General features: G+C 41.6%; 19 protein-coding genes. 14 read left to right on the forward strand and 5 right to left on the reverse strand.

Translation table 11 applies throughout. The features are described from left to right. Positions 1–63: 63 nt before the first annotated feature. From surE to OCV73_RS05945, 13 genes are all read left to right on the forward strand, one after another. Positions 64–837, forward strand: a complete 774-nt coding sequence (gene surE, locus OCV73_RS05885; RefSeq protein WP_147550284.1) for a 5'/3'-nucleotidase SurE — start codon at positions 64–66, stop codon at positions 835–837. Positions 838–859: 22 nt separating this feature from the next. Further along, on the forward strand, positions 860–1,642 hold the full coding sequence (locus tag OCV73_RS05890; RefSeq protein ID WP_147550287.1) for a M48 family metallopeptidase: 783 nt from the start codon (positions 860–862) through the stop codon (positions 1,640–1,642). A gap of 268 nt (positions 1,643–1,910) precedes the next feature. After that, positions 1,911–2,390 carry an arginine repressor gene (locus OCV73_RS05895; protein WP_147550290.1) on the forward strand — a complete coding sequence of 160 codons (480 nt, stop codon included), beginning with the start codon at positions 1,911–1,913 and terminating at the stop codon, positions 2,388–2,390. A 53-nt stretch (positions 2,391–2,443) separates the two neighbouring features. Beyond that, positions 2,444–2,989, forward strand: a complete 546-nt coding sequence (locus tag OCV73_RS05900) for a GNAT family N-acetyltransferase (protein ID WP_147550293.1) — start codon at positions 2,444–2,446, stop codon at positions 2,987–2,989. A gap of 27 nt (positions 2,990–3,016) precedes the next feature. Beyond that, positions 3,017–4,216, forward strand: a complete 1,200-nt coding sequence (locus tag OCV73_RS05905) for an argininosuccinate synthase (protein WP_147550296.1) — start codon at positions 3,017–3,019, stop codon at positions 4,214–4,216. 55 nt (positions 4,217–4,271) lie between these two features. Then, positions 4,272–5,240 (forward strand): N-acetyl-gamma-glutamyl-phosphate reductase, encoded by a 969-nt coding sequence (gene argC / locus OCV73_RS05910; RefSeq protein WP_147550298.1) that lies wholly within the window; start codon positions 4,272–4,274, stop codon positions 5,238–5,240. An 18-nt stretch (positions 5,241–5,258) separates the two neighbouring features. After that, a complete protein-coding gene (locus tag OCV73_RS05915) occupies positions 5,259–6,380 on the forward strand; it encodes an aspartate aminotransferase family protein (RefSeq protein WP_147550301.1) in 1,122 nt (373 codons plus the stop codon). Between the two features lie 11 nt (positions 6,381–6,391). After that, a complete protein-coding gene (gene proC, locus OCV73_RS05920; RefSeq protein WP_147550304.1) occupies positions 6,392–7,180 on the forward strand; it encodes a pyrroline-5-carboxylate reductase in 789 nt (262 codons plus the stop codon). Between the two features lie 159 nt (positions 7,181–7,339). Continuing rightward, positions 7,340–9,916: a zinc-dependent metalloprotease gene (locus OCV73_RS05925; protein ID WP_147550307.1), complete on the forward strand. Its 2,577-nt coding sequence runs from the start codon at positions 7,340–7,342 to the stop codon at positions 9,914–9,916. Between the two features lie 89 nt (positions 9,917–10,005). Beyond that, positions 10,006–10,449 (forward strand): single-stranded DNA-binding protein, encoded by a 444-nt coding sequence (locus OCV73_RS05930; protein ID WP_147550310.1) that lies wholly within the window; start codon positions 10,006–10,008, stop codon positions 10,447–10,449. 130 nt (positions 10,450–10,579) lie between these two features. After that, positions 10,580–11,908, forward strand: coding sequence for a gliding motility-associated protein GldE (gldE, locus tag OCV73_RS05935; protein ID WP_147550313.1), 1,329 nt, complete (start codon positions 10,580–10,582; stop codon positions 11,906–11,908). A 19-nt stretch (positions 11,909–11,927) separates the two neighbouring features. After that, on the forward strand, positions 11,928–12,548 hold the full coding sequence (gene gldD, locus OCV73_RS05940; protein ID WP_147550316.1) for a gliding motility lipoprotein GldD: 621 nt from the start codon (positions 11,928–11,930) through the stop codon (positions 12,546–12,548). Next, positions 12,548–13,168, forward strand: coding sequence for a 4'-phosphopantetheinyl transferase superfamily protein (locus OCV73_RS05945; protein WP_147550319.1), 621 nt, complete (start codon positions 12,548–12,550; stop codon positions 13,166–13,168). Before gldD ends, OCV73_RS05945 begins: the two co-directional genes overlap by 1 nt. Before the next feature lie 4 nt (positions 13,169–13,172). On the opposite strand, the gene OCV73_RS05950 is transcribed toward OCV73_RS05945, so the two are convergent. From OCV73_RS05950 to OCV73_RS05960, 3 genes are read right to left on the reverse strand one after another with little or no spacing between them, the layout of a single operon-like run. Further along, positions 13,173–13,373, reverse strand: coding sequence for a heavy-metal-associated domain-containing protein (locus OCV73_RS05950; RefSeq protein WP_147550321.1), 201 nt, complete (start codon positions 13,371–13,373; stop codon positions 13,173–13,175). 13 nt (positions 13,374–13,386) lie between these two features. Then, on the reverse strand, positions 13,387–15,591 hold the full coding sequence (locus OCV73_RS05955) for a heavy metal translocating P-type ATPase (protein WP_147550324.1): 2,205 nt from the start codon (positions 15,589–15,591) through the stop codon (positions 13,387–13,389). 52 nt (positions 15,592–15,643) lie between these two features. Beyond that, the gene (locus OCV73_RS05960; RefSeq protein WP_147550328.1) at positions 15,644–16,015 is read right to left on the reverse strand and encodes a bactofilin family protein; all 372 of its coding nucleotides are present in this window, start codon (positions 16,013–16,015) and stop codon (positions 15,644–15,646) included. A 178-nt stretch (positions 16,016–16,193) separates the two neighbouring features. On the opposite strand from OCV73_RS05960, the gene folB reads away from it, so the two are divergent. After that, positions 16,194–16,547, forward strand: a complete 354-nt coding sequence (gene folB / locus OCV73_RS05965; RefSeq protein ID WP_147550331.1) for a dihydroneopterin aldolase — start codon at positions 16,194–16,196, stop codon at positions 16,545–16,547. 106 nt (positions 16,548–16,653) lie between these two features. Here folB and rpiB read toward each other — a convergent pair whose 3' ends face one another. Together rpiB and OCV73_RS05975 are read right to left on the reverse strand one after the other, a co-directional pair. After that, on the reverse strand, positions 16,654–17,106 hold the full coding sequence (gene rpiB, locus OCV73_RS05970) for a ribose 5-phosphate isomerase B (RefSeq protein WP_394802949.1): 453 nt from the start codon (positions 17,104–17,106) through the stop codon (positions 16,654–16,656). A gap of 55 nt (positions 17,107–17,161) precedes the next feature. Beyond that, entirely contained in the window at positions 17,162–18,601 is a 1,440-nt protein-coding gene (locus OCV73_RS05975; RefSeq protein ID WP_147550334.1) for an ATP-binding cassette domain-containing protein, read from the reverse strand. Between the last annotated feature and the right edge of the window lie 157 nt (positions 18,602–18,758).

Below are 18,758 nucleotides of genomic sequence, written 5' to 3' on the forward strand. Positions count from 1 at the left end.
AATTCTGAAATATCAAATCACCTGTTCCTCATTTTAATTTTTTATTATACAATTTTATATACAATGCAAAAAAAAGAACGGCCTCTTATATTGATAACAAACGACGACGGTTTTTCCGCCAAAGGTATCCACGAACTTGCCAAATTTGTTTCCCCGTTAGGAGAGATAATCATCGTAGCTCCCGACGGACCCCGGTCGGGACAATCCTGTGCCATTACGGTCGGCAATCCCATGCGTATCATTCCGAAAGAAAATAAAAACGGATATAAAATATATACCACAAACGGGACCCCGGTCGATTGCGTCAAAATGTCCATGAACATCGTACTCGAGCGAAAACCCGATTTACTTTTATCGGGAATCAACCACGGTTCCAATTCTGCGGCAAGCGTTATTTATTCGGGTACTATGGGCGCCGTGTTTGAAGGCTGTATGCTGGGAGTTCCTTCCATAGGGTTCTCTTTATGTTCGCATAAACCCGATGCGGATTTCTCTGTCTGTGAAAGTGTCGTTACCGAAATATGCAACAAAGTGCTCCGGAAAGGACTTCCGGCAGGAACCGGCCTTAACGTGAATATTCCGGTTGTCGGTTCCTTATCCGGAATAAAAGTATGCAGAGCGGCCCGAGGGCACTGGACCGAAGAATATGACAAACGAACCGACCCTGCCGGACACAATTACTATTGGCTGACCGGACATTTCCACAACATGGAACCGGAATGTGAAGATACCGACGAATATCTGTTATCCCGGGGAATAGCGACCGTAGTACCTGTGCTCGGAGATCGTACGGGCTTCCATCAGATCGGTATGATCGATAGTTTACTGCATGATTAAAACGACCTTACCAGCCAGGCACATGAAAAAATATCTATACATCTTACCGATTGTCTTTCTATCGATAGCATGCGGAACTGTTCCCATTACCGGACGAAAACAGTTCAATCTCGTATCGGATGCAGAAGTCCTCTCTCTGAGTAATCAGAGTTTTAACGACTATATGAAAACGGCAAAAATATCTTCCAATACCGTTCAAAGCCAACAAGTCAGCCGGGTTGGAAATAAAATTGTACAGGCTGTTATCCGTTATTTCAAAAATGCGGGATTGGGCAACGAACCGGCTAACTACCAATGGCAATTCATTCTGGTAAAAGACAAAACCCCGAATGCTTTTGCTTTACCAGGGGGGAAAGTTGTCGTAAATGACGGAATACTCCCATACCCCCAAGATGATGACGGTCTGGCCGTCGTACTGGGCCACGAAATAGCCCATGCAGTAGTTAAACATAGCAGCGAACGGCTTAGCCAGCAAATGATGGCACAATACGGACAAATGGCAATAGACGCACTTATGACCGGAAAAAGCAACGAATCAAAAAAACTTGCCTCAACCATCTACGGATTAGGAGCACAATACGGTGTTATGCTCCCTTACTCCAGAACCCAGGAATACGAAGCAGATAAATTAGGACTTATATTCATGACCATGGCAGGATATACTCCCGAAAAAGCACCGGAATTCTGGCAACGTATGGCAGCAAATTCAGCAACAGTTCCGGAATTCATGAGCACTCACCCTGCTGACGGGAACCGTATTAAAGCTTTACAAGATGCGATCCCAGAAGCCAGAAAATATAAATAGTAATCCGGTTACTCTTTTTCGGACGCTTAATCATCTCAAAAAAATTTAGTCCTTTATTATAATAAAACATTTTTACTCCCTGTGAATTTTATGAATTACAGGGAGTAAAAATCACATACTCTTTATTGCATAAATATGCAACTATTCATCGCATATCGTAAATTTAATACAAAAGTTATACGTTTTTTATTCAAAAAAACATTAGAAACAAATTTTTATACTTATATTTGTCGAGAATATAGAATAATTATACACAATAATAGGAAGAATGAAAAAGAAAGTCAACCGGCTGCAAGCTATCAAAGAGATCATTATCAATACACGCGTAGGCAGCCAGGAAGAACTATTGCAACTATTATCGGCAAATGGTTATAATCTGACACAAGCGACTTTATCGCGAGACCTGAAACAACTTAAAATTGCAAAAGTACCCGGAAATGACGGAGGGTACGTATACGTGCTGCCCGAAGTCGCCGGCTTAGGAAAAATGATGCATGCAAAAATGATTTCTCCGCATACCTCTTTCGCAGGAGGATTCATTTCCATAAATTTTTCGGGGAATCTCGCAGTAATAAAAACGCGTCCCGGATACGCGGGAGGCATTGCATACGACATCGATTCCAACGAAAAAGACACTATACTGGGAACCATCGCCGGTGACGATACCATCTTGCTGGTATTACAGGAAGGTGCTACACAGCAACAAGTTATCCAAACTTTAGTTCCTATAATTCCCGGTATACAGTAAACATTTACAATACAAGCAGACGGTTCGGGCCGGACAGGCCTAAAATTAAAGAGATGGAAGATAATATCGAAGTTCTTGTAGCCGGCGAAGAACATATTGGCTACGTGGAAACTATTCTCGAAACAATCGAGAAAGCTGCCAAGGTTAGAGGTACAGGTATCGCCAAACGTACCCCTGAATATGTAAGGCAGAAAATGCTGGAGCAAAAAGCGATCATCGCCCTTTGTAATGGTATATTTGCCGGATTTTGCTATATCGAAAGCTGGAGTAATAAACAATTCGTAGCGAACTCAGGATTAATTGTTTCTCCCGAATTCCGGGGACACGGTCTTGCCAAGAAAATCAAGCGAAAAGCTTTCGAGCTTTCCAGAGAAAGATTTCCCGAGGCAAAACTATTCGGATTAACAACAGGCGCAGCCGTAATGAAAATAAACTCAGAACTGGGATATCGTCCCGTTACATTTGCCGATCTTACCGACGACGAAGCTTTCTGGAAAGGCTGTCAAAGCTGCGTAAATTATGACATTCTCCAGAGAACGGGACGACGCATGTGCCTGTGTACCGGAATGCTCTACGATCCCAAAGAGCACAAAGAATAATTTTACCGACCATAAATGATGAATGATATGAAAAAAGAAAAAGTAGTATTGGCTTTTAGCGGAGGACTGGACACCTCATTTTGTGTAAAATATCTTTCGGAAGATTGCGGTTATAATGTTTATACCGCTATCGCCAACACCGGAGGATTCACCGATGAAGATTTGAAGCTCATAGAAGAAAAAGCATATAAACTGGGGGCCGTAAAACACGTCTCACTCGACATAACCCAGGAATATTATGATAAAAGTATCAAATACATGGTTTTCGGTAATGTATTAAGAAACGGCACTTATCCCATATCGGTAAGTTCGGAACGTATTTTTCAGGCTATAGCAACCATAAATTACGCCAAAGAGATCGGAGCCGATTATGTCGCCCACGGAAGTACCGGAGCCGGAAACGACCAGGTACGCTTTGACCTGACGTTCCAGATATTAGCTCCCGGTATCAAAATACTGACTCCGACCCGGGATATGACTCTGACCCGGGAATATGAAATAGATTATCTTAAAAAACATGGATATACGGCCGATTTCAAGAAAATGGAATACTCCATTAACAAAGGATTATGGGGAACAAGTATTGGAGGAAAAGAAACCCTCAAAAGCGATCAGACTTTACCTGAGGAAGCCTATCCGTCACAACTGACTGCAACCGAAGAAGAAACTCTAACCCTCGATTTCGAACAGGGAGAGATCGCAGGAGTGAACGGAATAAAATATACCGATAAAGTCGCCGCCATTCAGGCTGTCGAGGCTATTGCCTCTAAACACGCAATAGGCCGGGACATGCATATTGGAGATACGATAATAGGCATTAAAGGTCGTGTAGGTTTCGAAGCCGCGGCTCCCATATTGATTATTGCAGCCCATAAAATGCTGGAAAAACATACTCTTACCAAATGGCAGCAATACTGGAAAGACCAGATCGGCACTTGGTACGGTATGTTCCTGCATGAAGCACAATACCTGGAACCGGTTATGCGCGATATGGAAGCATTCCTGCAAAGTTCCCAGGCAAATGTAACCGGACGCGTAACGATACAATTAAAGCCTTATCATTACGTATTGGTAGGAATAGACAGTGAATATGATTTAATGAAATCCGATTTCGGCGAATACGGAGAGATAAATAAAGCCTGGAGTGCCGATGATGTAAAAGGATTTACCAAGATACTCGGAAACCAGATGAAGATTTTTCATTCCGTACAAAGTAAGAAAAAATAAAAAAAATAGTACTTTAGCACCTAAATCAATCCAGTAGTAACTAAAGAAAAAACTAATGATCAAAGCAGGTATTATAGGAGGAGCAGGATATACGGCGGGGGAACTCATCCGGTTGTTAATCAATCATCCCGATGCCGAAATCATTTTCGTCAACAGCTCCAGCAACGCCGGGAATAAGATTACCGATATACATACGGGGCTCTATGGAGAAACCGACTTGTATTTTACCGATAAAACTCCCTTTGAAGAAATAGACGTATTGTTTTTTTGCACGGCCCACGGAGATACACGTAAATTTATAGAATCACATACATTACCTCCCGATCTTAAGCTTATAGACTTGTCTATGGACTACCGGATAGAGTCTCCTGAACACGGCTTCATATACGGACTTCCCGAACTGAACCGCAAACGTATCGTTCGCGGAAACCGTATAGCCAATCCCGGATGCTTCGCTACAGCTATACAGCTTGCTCTGTTACCATTGGCAAAAAATCTCTTGCTGAACAACGAAATACAGGTAACCGCCATTACCGGATCTACAGGTGCCGGACAGAAACCAACTTCAACATCGCACTTTAGCTGGAGGAACGACAATATATCCATATACAAACCTTTTACACACCAACATTTGGCTGAAATTAAACAGAGTCTCGGGCAACTCCAGACAAGTTTCAGTTCAGCTATAAATTTTATTCCCGTAAGAGGAAATTTCTCCCGGGGTATATTTTCTACATTATATCTGAATTGTCCGGTTGAATTAAATGTGATAAGGGAATTATACGAAAATTACTATGACGACCATAATTTCACCTTCGTCACCGATAAAGCTCCTGACCTGAAACAGGTCGTCAATACTAATAAATGCCTGCTTTATCTGGAAAAACACGAAGATAAATTACTGATCGTTTCCGTTATTGACAATCTGTTAAAAGGCGCATCCGGACAAGCCGTGCACAATATGAATCTGCTTTTCGGACTTCATGAAAAAACAGGTTTACACCTGAAGCCGTCAGCCTTTTAATTATAAAAAACAATTGAAATGAAATTATTTGACGTATATCCGTTATTCGATATAAACATCGTTTCCGGTAAAGGATGTTATACTTACGATACGGAAGGAACAGAATATCTCGACCTTTATGGAGGACACGCTGTTATTTCTGTCGGTCACACACATCCTTATTATACGGAAAAACTGACCGAACAAGCACACAAGCTCATATTTTATTCAAATTCGGTCATTAACGATCTTCAAATAAAACTGGCTGAAAAACTGGGACGAATTTCAGGATATGACGATTATTCTCTGTTCCTTATCAATTCCGGAGCCGAAGCCAATGAAAATGCTCTAAAACTGGCGTCTTTCCATACCGGAAAGAAAAAGGTCATCGCATTTCGCAAAGCTTTCCACGGCAGAACCTCCGCCGCTGTAAAAGTTACTGACAACCCTAAGATAGTAGCGCCTATCAACGATACTTTCGAGGTTGTATTCCCTGAACTAAATGACTTCGAAACGGTCGAACAGGAAATAAACAAAGGAGACGTTTGTGCTGTAATCATAGAAGGCATACAAGGTGTGGGAGGCATACAAATCCCGAATCCCGGCTTTCTGCAAAAAATAAGACAATTATGTACGCGTCACGGTGTCGTACTAATTCTGGACGAAGTTCAATCGGGCTATGGAAGGAGCGGAAAATTCTTCGCTCACCAGCATGCCGGCATTCGCCCCGATATTATTACGATGGCTAAAGGTATGGGTAACGGTTTCCCAGTCGGCGGACTAATTATAAGTCCTATGTTCACTCCGTCCTACGGATTGCTGGGAACAACTTTCGGAGGAAACCATCTTGCCTGTACAGCCGCATCAGCTGTCCTCGATATTATTGAAAATGAAAATCTAATTGAAAATGCGGCACGCGTAGGATCTTACCTGAAAACAGAACTTGAGAAACTACCGCAGATCAAGGAAGTACGAGGAGAAGGGCTGATGTTAGGACTGGTATTCGAACAGCCTTCAACAGAATTGAGAAAAAAACTGTTATATGAACAAAAAGTTTTTACAGGAGCATCCGGAACAAACGTAATACGTTTGCTTCCGCCCCTGATACTTACCACACAACAAGCTGAAGAATTCATAAAACGACTAAAAAAAATATTATAAACGCATAAGTCATGAAAATAACAATTATCGGTGCCGGAAATATGGGAGGATCTATTGCACGGGGACTGGCAAAAGGCAGTCTCATTAACGCAAAAGATATAACAATTACAGCAAAGACCGAGAAAACACTGGATCAGCTCAAAAAATTATATCCCGAATTCCATACTACTACCGATAATACCGAAGCCGTAAAAGGAGCGGAACTGATCATTGTCGCCGTAAAACCATGGCTCATTGATTCGGTTGCCAAAGAAATATGCAAATCCCTAAATCCAAAAAACCAAATAGTGGCATCAGTCGTTGCAGGAGTCCCTTTCGAACATCTGGAAACAATATTCCAGGTACAGGAAAAAACGCCTGTTCTCTTCCGGCTCATACCCAATACAGCCATATCCGTACTACAAAGTATGACCGTCATCTCCGCTTACAAAGCTTCAGAAGCACAAATTGAAACTATCACCGGAATATTCAACGAATTAGGAAAAACCATCGTTATAGAAGAACGGCTCATGACTGCCGCAACAGCTCTCTGTTCATGCGGGACAGCTTACGCACTGCGTTATATACGGGCAGCAATGGAAGGCGGAGTTGAAATGGGTTTGTATCCGGAACAGGCAAAATTTATCGCTTCACAAACAGTAAAAGGAGCGGCGGAACTGCTCTTGGCTCATAATGCCCATCCCGAAGCAGAAATAGACAAAGTTACCACCCCGGGAGGTATTACTATAAAAGGACTTAATGAAATGGAATCTGCAGGATTTTCATCGGCTGTGATACGCGGCCTTAAAGCCAGCAAATAGTACCGAAAACAAAGGAACAAATCCCGTCCGGGAAACTAAAACATGGGACGGGATTTTTGATATACTCCCAAAAAACAGAAAGAATAAAAACTCATCTCTTTGTTTTCCTTATTTTTAATATCTTTGCGCACATACCATAAACATATACCCGGATCCTTTATGAAAAAAATAATTATAGCCCTGCTTTTAACAGCATTAGTAATTCCTTTTCCAGCAAACAGCCGTAACAAATCCAACAAAAACAAAAAAGAAAAAAATACTATCGAAATAAAGAAAGACTCCGTTCCGGTAAATTCCGATTACTCAAAAATAATAAAAGGAGCCACTACAAAAAACGGACTCTTTACTACTCATTTTACAAAATCAGGAAAACTGTATTTTGAACTTCCGGACTCGGTTTTCAACCACACCTATCTTCTCTCAAACCGCATCGCGGAGACCAGTAACACTCAGGATTTCGTGGCAGGACAAATGGCGACACAGCCCATAATGATAAATTTTAGTAAAAACGAAAATAGCGTTTATATGCATTTAATACAAACGAAGAATATCGTCGGGCAAAATGATCCTATATCCAGTGCATTCAATAAAAACTTTTTAAGCCCTATCCTGAAAGGATTTAAAATTACAGCCCGGAACGGAAAAAATATAGTTATCGACGTTACTTCATTTTTCGGAGGAAATGAAAAAATCATAAGTCCCGTAAAGCCAGCAAGCCCTCTTGAAAAAACGCTGGGCAGCAACTCTCCGGTCAAAGGCTCGTTTTCTTCGGACGCATCAGCTATAATAGCCACAAAAACATTTCCTTTCAACATAGAGATACGCAGTATACTCACTTATAACACATCACAGGGAAACAATCCTTACACTGTTATTGTGAACCGTTCTATTATCCTTTTGCCTGATGAACCCATGCGGGCACGTCTACATGACTTTCGGATAGGATTTTTCCGTTCCAATAAAAATCTTTATACATCGTCCGAAGACAAAATAATTCCATTCTCCGTTATTCACCGATGGAGACTGGAACCTAAAGAAGATGAAATGGACAACTACCTGAAAGGAGAGTTGGTAGAGCCCCGCAAACCTATCGTATTTTATGTGGATTCCGCTTTCCCCGAAAAATGGAGAAACGCAATAAAACAAGGTATCGAAGACTGGAATATAGCTTTTGAAAATGCCGGATTTAAAAATGCGGTCAGGGCACAAGACTATCCTAAAAACAATTCGTCTTTCGATCCCGACGATATGCGTTTCAGTTGTGTCAAGTATGCTACAACAAAAACAGCGAATGCAATGGGTCCCAGTTTCATAGACCCGAGAAGCGGTGAAATACTTACCGCAGACGTCATCTGGTATCATAACATTATTTCTCTTTTACATGACTGGCGTTTCACGCAGACGGCAGCTGTAGACCCGCGAGTGCGTAAACAGGTTTTTGACGACGAAATCATGCAAGAATCCATAAGGTACGTCGCAGCACATGAAATAGGACATACGCTCGGACTGATGCACAACATGGGAGCCAGCTATTCATTTCCCCTGGATTCACTGCGAAGCCCTTCTTTCACCAAAAAATACAGTACGACACCAAGTATTATGGACTATGCAAGGAATAATTTCGTGGCACAACCCGGAGATATGGAGAAAGGAGTAAAGCTAACACCTCCTGTTCTGGGAGTATACGACATATATGCTATCAACTGGGGCTATCGCATCATTCCGGACACAAACAATCCTAAGAATGAAAAAAAGACCTTATCGGCCTGGATAGAAGAAAAGAAACAGGATCCCATGTACAAATTCGGCGCACAACAATTTTATAGTGTTATCGACCCGACAGACCAGACCGAGGATTTGGGAAACGATCACATCCGGGCAGGGAACCTCTCTATTAAAAACCTGAAGATCATTATGCAGAACCTCGAAAAGTGGAATTATACACCGGGAGAAACTTACAGCGACGTTGCGGGAGCATACAATGAAGTCGTAAAACAATATTCCCGTCACATTTACCATGTAATGCCCTATCTGGGCGGTCTCGTCTTTACAGAAAGAGTACAAGGGGAAAACGGAAATGCCAGAGATTATTTACCGAAAGCCGTGCAGAAACGAGCTTTACAATGGCTGTCCCAACAAATGCGAACATACGATGCATGGCTATCTCCATTAGAGCTCTTACAAAAGTTAGGATATAACTCGGACATAAACAACAAATTGAGACGTTCGGTCGTTACAGGTATGTTACAACCTTCTGTTCTATATCGTATAGCAGAGGGAGAAAAAACAAGTCTTTCGAATTATACTTTAAACGGTTATATGGACGATGTGATCGCCGAATTATTCAAAGCAACCTACCGGGGACAAAAGCTGAACGCAACAGAAAAAGAGTTACAGGCGACAGCTCTCAACCTTATAATCTCATATAGCGGTTTAAAAGATATAAATAGTAAGAAAACGACACTGTTCTTGACCGAATACGATGAAATGATAAAATGGGTACATGAGCCATCGTTACCGTGCAGCATTCATCCTGCCGAAGAAGACCTCTCATTCTACAGATCGAATATGCGATTGCCGGTACTTTCTGCCGATGTACTGGCTCCTATGATGACAGGTTATCTTAAAAAGATCGAGAATATGTACAAGCAACGCGTTATTTCAGCTCCGGATATATCCACACGCGATTTTTACAATTATCAGCTAATCCGTATAGCACGATTACTTAAACCTTAAAGAAAAACAGATAAAGATAAAAGATACAGCCGTTGCAGATTTAAGTAATAATCTCTATTTTTGATAAATAAATTTACAATATACGAAAGATGTCAGTCAACAAAGTTATTCTGATCGGAAACGTGGGTAAAAACCCGGATGTCCGGTATCTTGAAAATAATGTATGTGTCGCTAGTTTCACTCTGGCTACGACCGAACGAGGTTATAAGACACAAAACGGAACAGAAATTCCTCCGAAAACCGAATGGCATAATATCGTCCTTTGGCGGGGACTGGCCGAAGTTGCCGAAAAATATGTACGTAAAGGAATGCAGGTATATATCGAGGGAAAACTCCGTACCCGCAGCTGGGAAGATCAAAACAAAATACGACGATATACGACCGAAATTTACGCCGACAATATGGAATTATTGGGAAAACGGCAAGATAATGCAGGAGAAAATATAGCTCCGGCTGCTGCAACCTCTGCTTTACCGCCGGAAACAGGCACACCGTTCAGTACAAATAATTCCGACGATGATTTGCCGTTTTAATTTATTGTTGTAATTTTGTTCCGTGATAAATAACTCACTTATAAATACTTCCTTTTCATTATAACAAAAGGAAGTATTTATAGGGCTTTATGTATAAAAGCCCGCTATTGTTTAACTAATTATTGTACACTTGGACCCTGACGCGTATTTATCCGAATTATTTTCAAACATAGAGGTGGTTTCTCCCACCGTAGGAGCAGTTATCGCCCTTCTTTTCGCCGGTTTCTTCCTTATGATATCCGGTTTCGTTTCAGCCTCCGAAATAGCCTTTTTCTCCCTTACATCACAAGACATTCAGGAATTGGATGAAGATAACGTGAAAGACTTCCGGATAAAAAGATTTCTTGACAAGTCGGAATATCTGTTGGCAACCATACTGATTGTCAATAATCTGGTAAATGTTGCAGTAGTTATCTTATGTAACTATTTTATCAGCTCCGTCATACACTTCGGAAACGCCGAAATATTAAGTTTTATCCTTCAAACCATCGTCCTGACTTTTCTTTTATTGCTTTTCGGAGAAGTAATGCCCAAGTTCTATGCCAATCAGAATTCTTTGAAATGGGCACGCAAAGCTGCACATGGTCTGGCAATCCTGCAAAAAGTATTTTATCCCATGGCTACTTTTCTGGTAAAGTCCACCCATGTCGTCCATAAACACGTTTCGAAAAAGAACATAAACCTGTCGATGAACGAACTGTCCCAGGCTTTGGAAATGACTCAGGTAGAGGCTAACGAAGAAAAAGCCATGCTGGAAGGTATAATAAAATTCGGGGGAAAAACGGTAGAAGAAGTAATGACTTCCCGGGTAGACATGACCGATGTGGATATTCGGACCACTTTCGATGAGCTAATACAACAAGTAGTTGAATCGGGATATTCACGAATGCCCGTATATGAAGGCTCACAGGATACGATCAAAGGAATTATATATAGTAAAGACCTTTTACCGTACATCGGAGAAAAAGCCGATTTCGAATGGCAAAAGTTACTGCGTGCCGCATATTTCGTACCTGAAACAAAAATGATAGACGACCTGCTGGAAGAATTCCGTACAAGAAAAATTCACATGGCTATAGTAGTAGATGAATTCGGAGGCACATCCGGGATTGTTACAATGGAGGATATTCTGGAAGAAATAGTAGGCGATATAAGCGACGAATACGACGATGAAGAGCAACAATATATCAGAGTTGCAGACGATACCTATATTTTCGAAGGGAAAACATTATTGAACGATTTTTATAAAATAACAGGACTGGATGAGGATATATTCAAGGATAAAACAGAAGATGTCGAAACCCTCGCCGGTCTTATATTAGGTATAAAAGAAGATTTCCCGAAAGTAAAAGAACATATCGTTTACGACTGCTGTGACTTTTTGGTTCTTGAAATAGACAAACGCCGTATTATAAAAGTTAAAGTAAAAATAAATTCCGAAAATATTTCGGATAAATAACAATAAGAGTTTTCAGATCATGAATACAAAGAGAAGAAAACATTATAACTGGTTCTCGGGAATCTTCCTGCTACTTATCGTTTTGCTATTACTGTTAATATCTCCCGGATGCAGACAGGATTACAGCCCAAAACCGGACAGTTATTTTCGTATCGATGCCTATCCGGATAGTTTTCAGATAATTCCCGCAGGCTTTCCTTTATCTTTCGAGGTCCAGAATCAAACCATAATTTCGGGAACCGACTCTATAAACCAGACCGGTGTAAAATGGATTAATATAACTTATCCCCGTTATCAGGCAACAATATATTGCAGTTTTCACCCGGTTTTAGGCAAACAATCTTTGTCCCATTTGTTGGAAGAGAGCAAAGAACTGGTTTACCGGCATAGTGTCCGGGCTGAAGCCATAAAAGCCGGACAATATGAAGATAATGAGAACCACATATATGCGACCCTTTACGAATTATCGGGAGAAAGTGCAACCCCCCTTCAATTCGTTGTCACCGATAGTACACATTATATGTTTCGCGGAGCCCTTTATTTTAATCATAAAGTCCGTTCAGATTCCGTTGCTCCTGTTCTCGGATATATATCTAAGGATATTACCCGCCTCATAGAAACTATACAATACCGTCCGTAATGTCCGTATACGAAATATTTGTTACAGAAACAGACATTAAAATAGGGCTGTGGAAACTGACGGAAACTCCGGAAGAACTACAGGCATTAGGAAATAATTCTCTTTATTACGACTTGTTTAAAAAGCATCATACGGTAAAAAGACAAAAAGAAGTACTTGCCTCCAGGCTTTTATTACGGCAACTCACAGGAGAAGACAATGCCGTAAATTACACCGCTTCGGGACGCCCCTGTTTGCAGGGAGATCTTTCCGGTATATCTATATCACACACAGGCGATATAGTAGCCGTGGCCTTGCATCCCCAAAAAAATATAGGAATAGACATTGAAAAAATAGGAGAAAAGATAAGCCGTGTCTCCGGCAGATTTATCGGCAGAGAAGAACTATTTTTACAAAATCCGGTAGGACTGCATCTGGCTTGGAGCATCAAAGAGGCATTATACAAAGCCATACAGGCAGAAGGGATAGATCTCATTAAACACCTGCACATACATCCTTTCGAATTACAGGAATCGGGAATTTTTACAGCACATGAAACCCGCACGTCCCAGCAATACACGTATAAAGGATACTATAAAATATACCCTTCGTTTGTTCTCGCCTGTTGTATCCAGGTTTAAATCTTTACAGTAATTCCGCCTTGAAACCTGCGGCTCGCACAGCATCCAATACTTTCTCCGCCGGAACATCCGCATGTACCGTTAATATCTTTTCCGGAACCATAAGATCTATATTCCATTGGTCGGGAGATAAAAAAGTATTTAAATGTTCTCCTATTTTGGCTATGCATCCGCCACATTTGGCATTTGTTTTAATCTTTATCATATTATATAACTATTTATAATTTCATCCATTTCAACCTGAGACTGTTCAAAACTACCGAAACAGAACTGAATGCCATAGCCGCACTTGCCCACATAGGATTAAGGAGCAAGCCGTAAACCGGATATAATACTCCGGCGGCTACAGGTATACCTATCACATTATAGATAAAAGCCCAAAACAGATTCTGGCGGATCAGCCTCACCGTTCTTTTCGACAATTTCCGGGCAAAAGCGACACGACGCAGATCAGAATTCATTATCGTTATCATAGCAACATCCATAGCTATATCCGTTCCTTTGCCCATAGCTATACTTACATCGGCACGGGCGAGCGCTTGTGAATCATTAATTCCGTCACCCACCATAGCAACAATCTTACCTGATTTTTGAAGCCTATTTACAAATGCTTCTTTTTCTCCGGGAAGAACCTCGGCTTCGAAATGAGTTATTCCTAATTGTGCTGCAACAACCGAAGCATTTTTTTTACCATCCCCGGTCAGCATATAAACTTCCATTCCTTCATTCCGCAACATCGACACGGCATCAACGGAGCTTTCCTTCACAGGATCGGCTATTGCCAGCACCGCATATACGGTAGCCTCCCGGCCAAAGAAAACAACGCTGTACCCTTCTTCCTGCCACCCTGAAATACGAGATGATTCTTCCGGACTCATCGTAACCCCTTCTTCTACGGCAAGAGTCTGGCTGCCTATCCACCAAATATTTTGATTAAATGTAAAACGGACACCTTTTCCTGTGATACTTTCAAAAGAATCCAGCTCCAAATTCTTCGCACCTTTATCTTTCATGAATAAAGCTATAGCGGAAGCAAGCGGATGTTCCGAGCGGGATTCCGCAGAGAACAGCAAAGAACGGTAAAGTTCCTGTTCTTCTCCCGGCCATAATATACGAACCACCCTGGGAGATCCTTCGGTCAACGTTCCTGTCTTATCCAGCACCACAGCATCTACTTTACACATATTTTCCAAGGCGAAAGCATCTTTTATTAACACCTGATTCTCTGCCCCTCGGCCAATTCCCACCATAAGAGCTGTAGGTGTTGCCAGTCCTAAGGCACAAGGACAGGCTATCACCAGAACCGAAACCGAAGCCAACAAGGCATATGAGAAATAAGCGGTTCCTCCGAACGATAACCATACGACAAAAGTAAGCAGGGCAATAGCCATTACCGTAGGTACAAAATAGGCACTGATACGGTCCGCCATGCGTTGTACGGGAGCCTTGCTGCCCTGGGCTTCCTGTACCATACGAACAATCTGTGCAAGAACGGTAGAAGCACCCACCTCTTTAGCTACCAGTACAAATGTACCTTTCTGGTTTATAGTACCGGCCAGCACTTTATCTCCTGCAGCCTTATATATAGGCAATGGCTCCCCGCTTATCATACTTTCATCTACATACGATTCCCCCGAAGCTACTATCCCGTCCACAGGAATCTTTTCACCAGGATGAACACGAACTGAATCCCCTACGGTAAGCTCCGAGACCGATATCTCTTTTTCCGTTCCGTCTTCCTGCACAAGTGCTGCAGTCTTAGGCTGTAGCCCCATCAATCCTTTGATTGCAGACGACGTGTTGTTCTTCGCTCTTTCTTCCAGAAGTTTCCCCGTCAACACAAACGCGATAATCATAGCCGCCGCCTCATAATATACGTGAGGAACGATTCCCCTTTCCAGCCAGAATTGAGGATAAAACGTATTAAAAAGACTGAATAAAAATGCAATAGATGTACTCATGGCAACCAGCGTATCCATATTGGCGACACCGCTTCTCATGGCTTTCCAGCCCGAAATGAAAAAAGAACGGCCGAATACGAACAAAACGGGAACCGTAAATAACAGCATAATCCAGTCAAGCTGCCTGTTGTGCATAAAGAACATAGAAATAATCATGACGGGTAAAGCACACGCCCATGCTCCGATAGTCTTATTCCGCATCGACAGGTAATGTTTTCTCCTGATATTCTCGACTGCATCGGCATCTCCGTCTTCGATCACCAGATCATATCCCGATGATTGCACGGCTTCCCGTATTTGCCGGAGATTTATTTTTTGAGGATCATAAACGACGGTAAGAGTATTAGAAGCAAAATTCACCGAAGCCTCCGACACTCCCGTAAGATTCCTGACCGTATTTTCCACATTGGCCGCGCACATCACACAGCTCATGTCCAAAACGGGTATCACTTTCTTAATCATAACCTAAAACATTTATGTTATAACACCCGCAATCCTTTTTTGCTCAATAAGATCAATCTTCGGGAACCTGTCCACCTTCCAGAGATTGTATCATAGTACACTTTCCATTCAAGGTAGCATTAGGTTCAATAGACAGTTTGCGGGCCTGAATATCCCCTTCCAGATATGATGTGGACTTAAGTACCAGCATTTCGGAGACCAATACGTTACCGGTTACATGCCCCATGATCTCGGCATTAACTGCAATGATATCTCCTACTACCCGTCCCTGTTCCCCGATAATCACTTTTCCTTCGCACTCCAGTCCTCCTTCTAAAGTTCCGTCAATACGTATATCCTTACGGGAAACAATTTTTCCCACGATAGTAGTTTCAGCCGTAAGTGCATTATGGGTAAGCCCCGTTGCCTGATTATCTTTTGCCATATCCGTACTCCTCTTTAATAATTTAAGTACAAAAATAAAAGAATCGTTCCAATAAACGGCTTCAACAAACAAAAAAGTTCATAATTTATACAATCGAATTATCCGAAGTTTTTTGGAGTTTTTTGTTCCTATTCCAAAATGATATCTATTTTTGTATGCACATCTAAACCTAACAGAAATGAAAACAGCCATACAATTAGGCAATATGCGCTTTTATGCGTTTCATGGAGTAAACGAACAGGAAAACCGCGTAGGAAATAATTACACCGTACAGCTTACTGTAAAAGCGTCCCTGAAACAAGCGATGCTGACCGATGATATTTCCGATACACTCAATTATGCCGAACTGTACGAAACAGTTCGCAAAGAAATGGAAATACCGTCCAGATTACTGGAACACGTAGCCGGCCGTATTATCTTGTCCATACAAAACAGATTCCCCGAAATAAAAGGGGGGAAACTTACAGTCACAAAAGAAAAACCACCTATCAGCGGAGATGTAGAATCAGCCTCGGTCGTTATCAAATGGTAAATTCAGGTACTACCGGTTCTCCCAAACCGCAATATGCAATTTACAACAATACCGATATAACAACCGCCCGCAAATAATTGCGGGCGGTTGTTATGATACGGCGTTTTTATTTTGCCGGAATCTTATCTATCCGCCTTTGATGACGCCCTCCTTCGAAACCGGTATTCAAAAATACGTTTACTATCTTTTCAGCCTCTTCGTCGCTGATAAAACGTCCAGGCATAACCAGTACATTCGCATCGTTATGCTGACGCGCCAGACGCCCCAGCTCCTCGGTCCAGCAAAGTGCCGCACGTATACCCTGATGTTTGTTCAACGTCATATTGATACCGTTACCACTGCCGCATATAGCAATACCCGGATAGCACTCTCCTGCCTCGACCGCTACAGCCAGAGGATGTGCATAATCGGCATAGTCACAACTCTCGGCCGACCAGCAACCAAAATCTTTATAAGAAATACCTTGCTTATCCAGCAACTGTATCACAAACTGCTTCATATCATAACCGGCGTGATCGCTGGCGAGCCCGACCGAAATATTTGTTTTCAGAATACTCATGATACTTATTTTGAAAGTTTATTATTATACAAAAATAACACATATATCCCGTATATCAAATGTTTTTCTCCAGTTTATAATATCGGGTAACACAGCCGGGAAGTTCTTCCGGATAATGGGTTACATATACCAACGTCTTTCCCGGACGTCGGCAAAATTCATCGATAACACAGGAAACATGCTTTTTTAAAACAACATCCAGTCCATGCAAAGGTTCATCCAAAATGATCAGGTCCGGATCTTTTACGAAAACACGAGCCAGTAAGACCAAACGTTGTTCCCCACCCGAAAGGGAAAGAAAGGAACGCTCCCCGAGGTTGTCTATACCAAAAACAGCCATCCATTTCCATGCTGTCTCCTCCTGACTTTTTGTACAAGCACGAAACACTCCAACAGAATCAAAAAAGCCGGAAGAGACAACACGTATAGCCGGAATATCTTCCCTATAAAATAAATGCATCTCCGGAGAAATATATCCTATACGTTTTTTTATCTCCCAAATACTCTCTCCCGTTCCTCTTCTGCGGTCGAAAAGATATAATATGTTAGCATAAGATTGTGGATTATCAGCATAGACAAGACTTAGTAATGTGGATTTTCCACAACCGTTAGGCCCAAGAAGGGCCCATTTCTCACCATTTCCAACAGACCAATCCAGCTCTTTCAGAATAATACGGTTTTTATATTTAACCGTACAATGTTCCATACGAAAAGTAATTTTATGTGTAGATGCAGAACGAACCGGCACAGGTAAAACAGGAAATCTCATTCCCGGACGGATGAATAATTTAGCTAATAGAACTTTATCTGCCTGAAATTTTTCCCGGGAAACAACAGGAAAATAATCACCGTTACTCACAGGTAATACATGAGTTATCACAGAAGGAATATCAGAAGGGTCGGATAATATGAGAACAAGTTGCAAAAGCCCCTGTTTCCCTATTTCCTCAAGCATATCGCTGAACATCCTGCGGGAAACTTCATCGAGCCCGATAAAAGGATTATCGATAATCAATATACGTGGATTTTCAGCCAGAATTCTTAATAGCAAAAATTTCCTCAGCTCCCCGCTAGACAGGTAAACTATCTTTTTTTGCAGCATTTCTTCTATGCCAAAAAGTCCGTACAACCGTCGAAACAAAACGCCTTGCATCTTTTCCCCTAAAATGTCCTTTACGATAGGAACATCCTCATTTTCTCCGGAATGCCAACGTTGTTGGTAATAGGTATTCCGGCTATCTGTCATTGTATATATATCCTTAAAAGATATGGACTTTACCGTATCGCACAAACGTAAATCCCCGCTGACTTGTACAAATCCGTGTTTCAAAGCGGTTTTCCCACTCAATATATCGGTCAGTAAAGTTTTTCCACTCCCGGTCGCTCCTACCACAGCCCACTGTTCACCTCTGTTTATCCGCCAATTCAAAGGTCTTTTCAACCCCAATTCCGGCAAACGTGATACAGCATCTTGAACGGTAATTATTCTATCCATATTTTTTCTTGCTATACTGGCAAAGATATAATTATTTACGAGGAAGACCCAGAATATTTCCAATCGGATACCAGATATTAATTTGCCTTTATATAAAAAACGATATGTAAAACAAATATGGAATCGGGCATAACGAACTAATAAGCACTCATTTTGT

It is taken from the genome of Barnesiella propionica (assembly GCF_025567045.1).
GTDB classification, from domain to species: domain Bacteria; phylum Bacteroidota; class Bacteroidia; order Bacteroidales; family Barnesiellaceae; genus Barnesiella_B; species Barnesiella_B propionica.

Coding starts and splice junctions, on each gene's coding strand:
- OCV73_RS05960 (WP_147550328.1), bottom strand. CDS start 16,015: ATGGCAAAAGATAATCAGGCAACGGGGCTTACCCATAATGCACTTACG.
- gldD (WP_147550316.1), top strand. CDS start 11,928: ATGAATACAAAGAGAAGAAAACATTATAACTGGTTCTCGGGAATCTTC.
- OCV73_RS05955 (WP_147550324.1), bottom strand. CDS start 15,591: ATGATTAAGAAAGTGATACCCGTTTTGGACATGAGCTGTGTGATGTGC.
- OCV73_RS05950 (WP_147550321.1), bottom strand. CDS start 13,373: ATGATAAAGATTAAAACAAATGCCAAATGTGGCGGATGCATAGCCAAA.
- proC (WP_147550304.1), top strand. CDS start 6,392: ATGAAAATAACAATTATCGGTGCCGGAAATATGGGAGGATCTATTGCA.
- OCV73_RS05975 (WP_147550334.1), bottom strand. CDS start 18,601: ATGGATAGAATAATTACCGTTCAAGATGCTGTATCACGTTTGCCGGAA.
- OCV73_RS05925 (WP_147550307.1), top strand. CDS start 7,340: ATGAAAAAAATAATTATAGCCCTGCTTTTAACAGCATTAGTAATTCCT.
- OCV73_RS05900 (WP_147550293.1), top strand. CDS start 2,444: ATGGAAGATAATATCGAAGTTCTTGTAGCCGGCGAAGAACATATTGGC.
- OCV73_RS05890 (WP_147550287.1), top strand. CDS start 860: ATGAAAAAATATCTATACATCTTACCGATTGTCTTTCTATCGATAGCA.
- OCV73_RS05930 (WP_147550310.1), top strand. CDS start 10,006: ATGTCAGTCAACAAAGTTATTCTGATCGGAAACGTGGGTAAAAACCCG.
- OCV73_RS05895 (WP_147550290.1), top strand. CDS start 1,911: ATGAAAAAGAAAGTCAACCGGCTGCAAGCTATCAAAGAGATCATTATC.
- OCV73_RS05915 (WP_147550301.1), top strand. CDS start 5,259: ATGAAATTATTTGACGTATATCCGTTATTCGATATAAACATCGTTTCC.
- argC (WP_147550298.1), top strand. CDS start 4,272: ATGATCAAAGCAGGTATTATAGGAGGAGCAGGATATACGGCGGGGGAA.
- folB (WP_147550331.1), top strand. CDS start 16,194: ATGAAAACAGCCATACAATTAGGCAATATGCGCTTTTATGCGTTTCAT.
- surE (WP_147550284.1), top strand. CDS start 64: ATGCAAAAAAAAGAACGGCCTCTTATATTGATAACAAACGACGACGGT.
- OCV73_RS05905 (WP_147550296.1), top strand. CDS start 3,017: ATGAAAAAAGAAAAAGTAGTATTGGCTTTTAGCGGAGGACTGGACACC.
- OCV73_RS05945 (WP_147550319.1), top strand. CDS start 12,548: ATGTCCGTATACGAAATATTTGTTACAGAAACAGACATTAAAATAGGG.
- rpiB (WP_394802949.1), bottom strand. CDS start 17,106: ATGAGTATTCTGAAAACAAATATTTCGGTCGGGCTCGCCAGCGATCAC.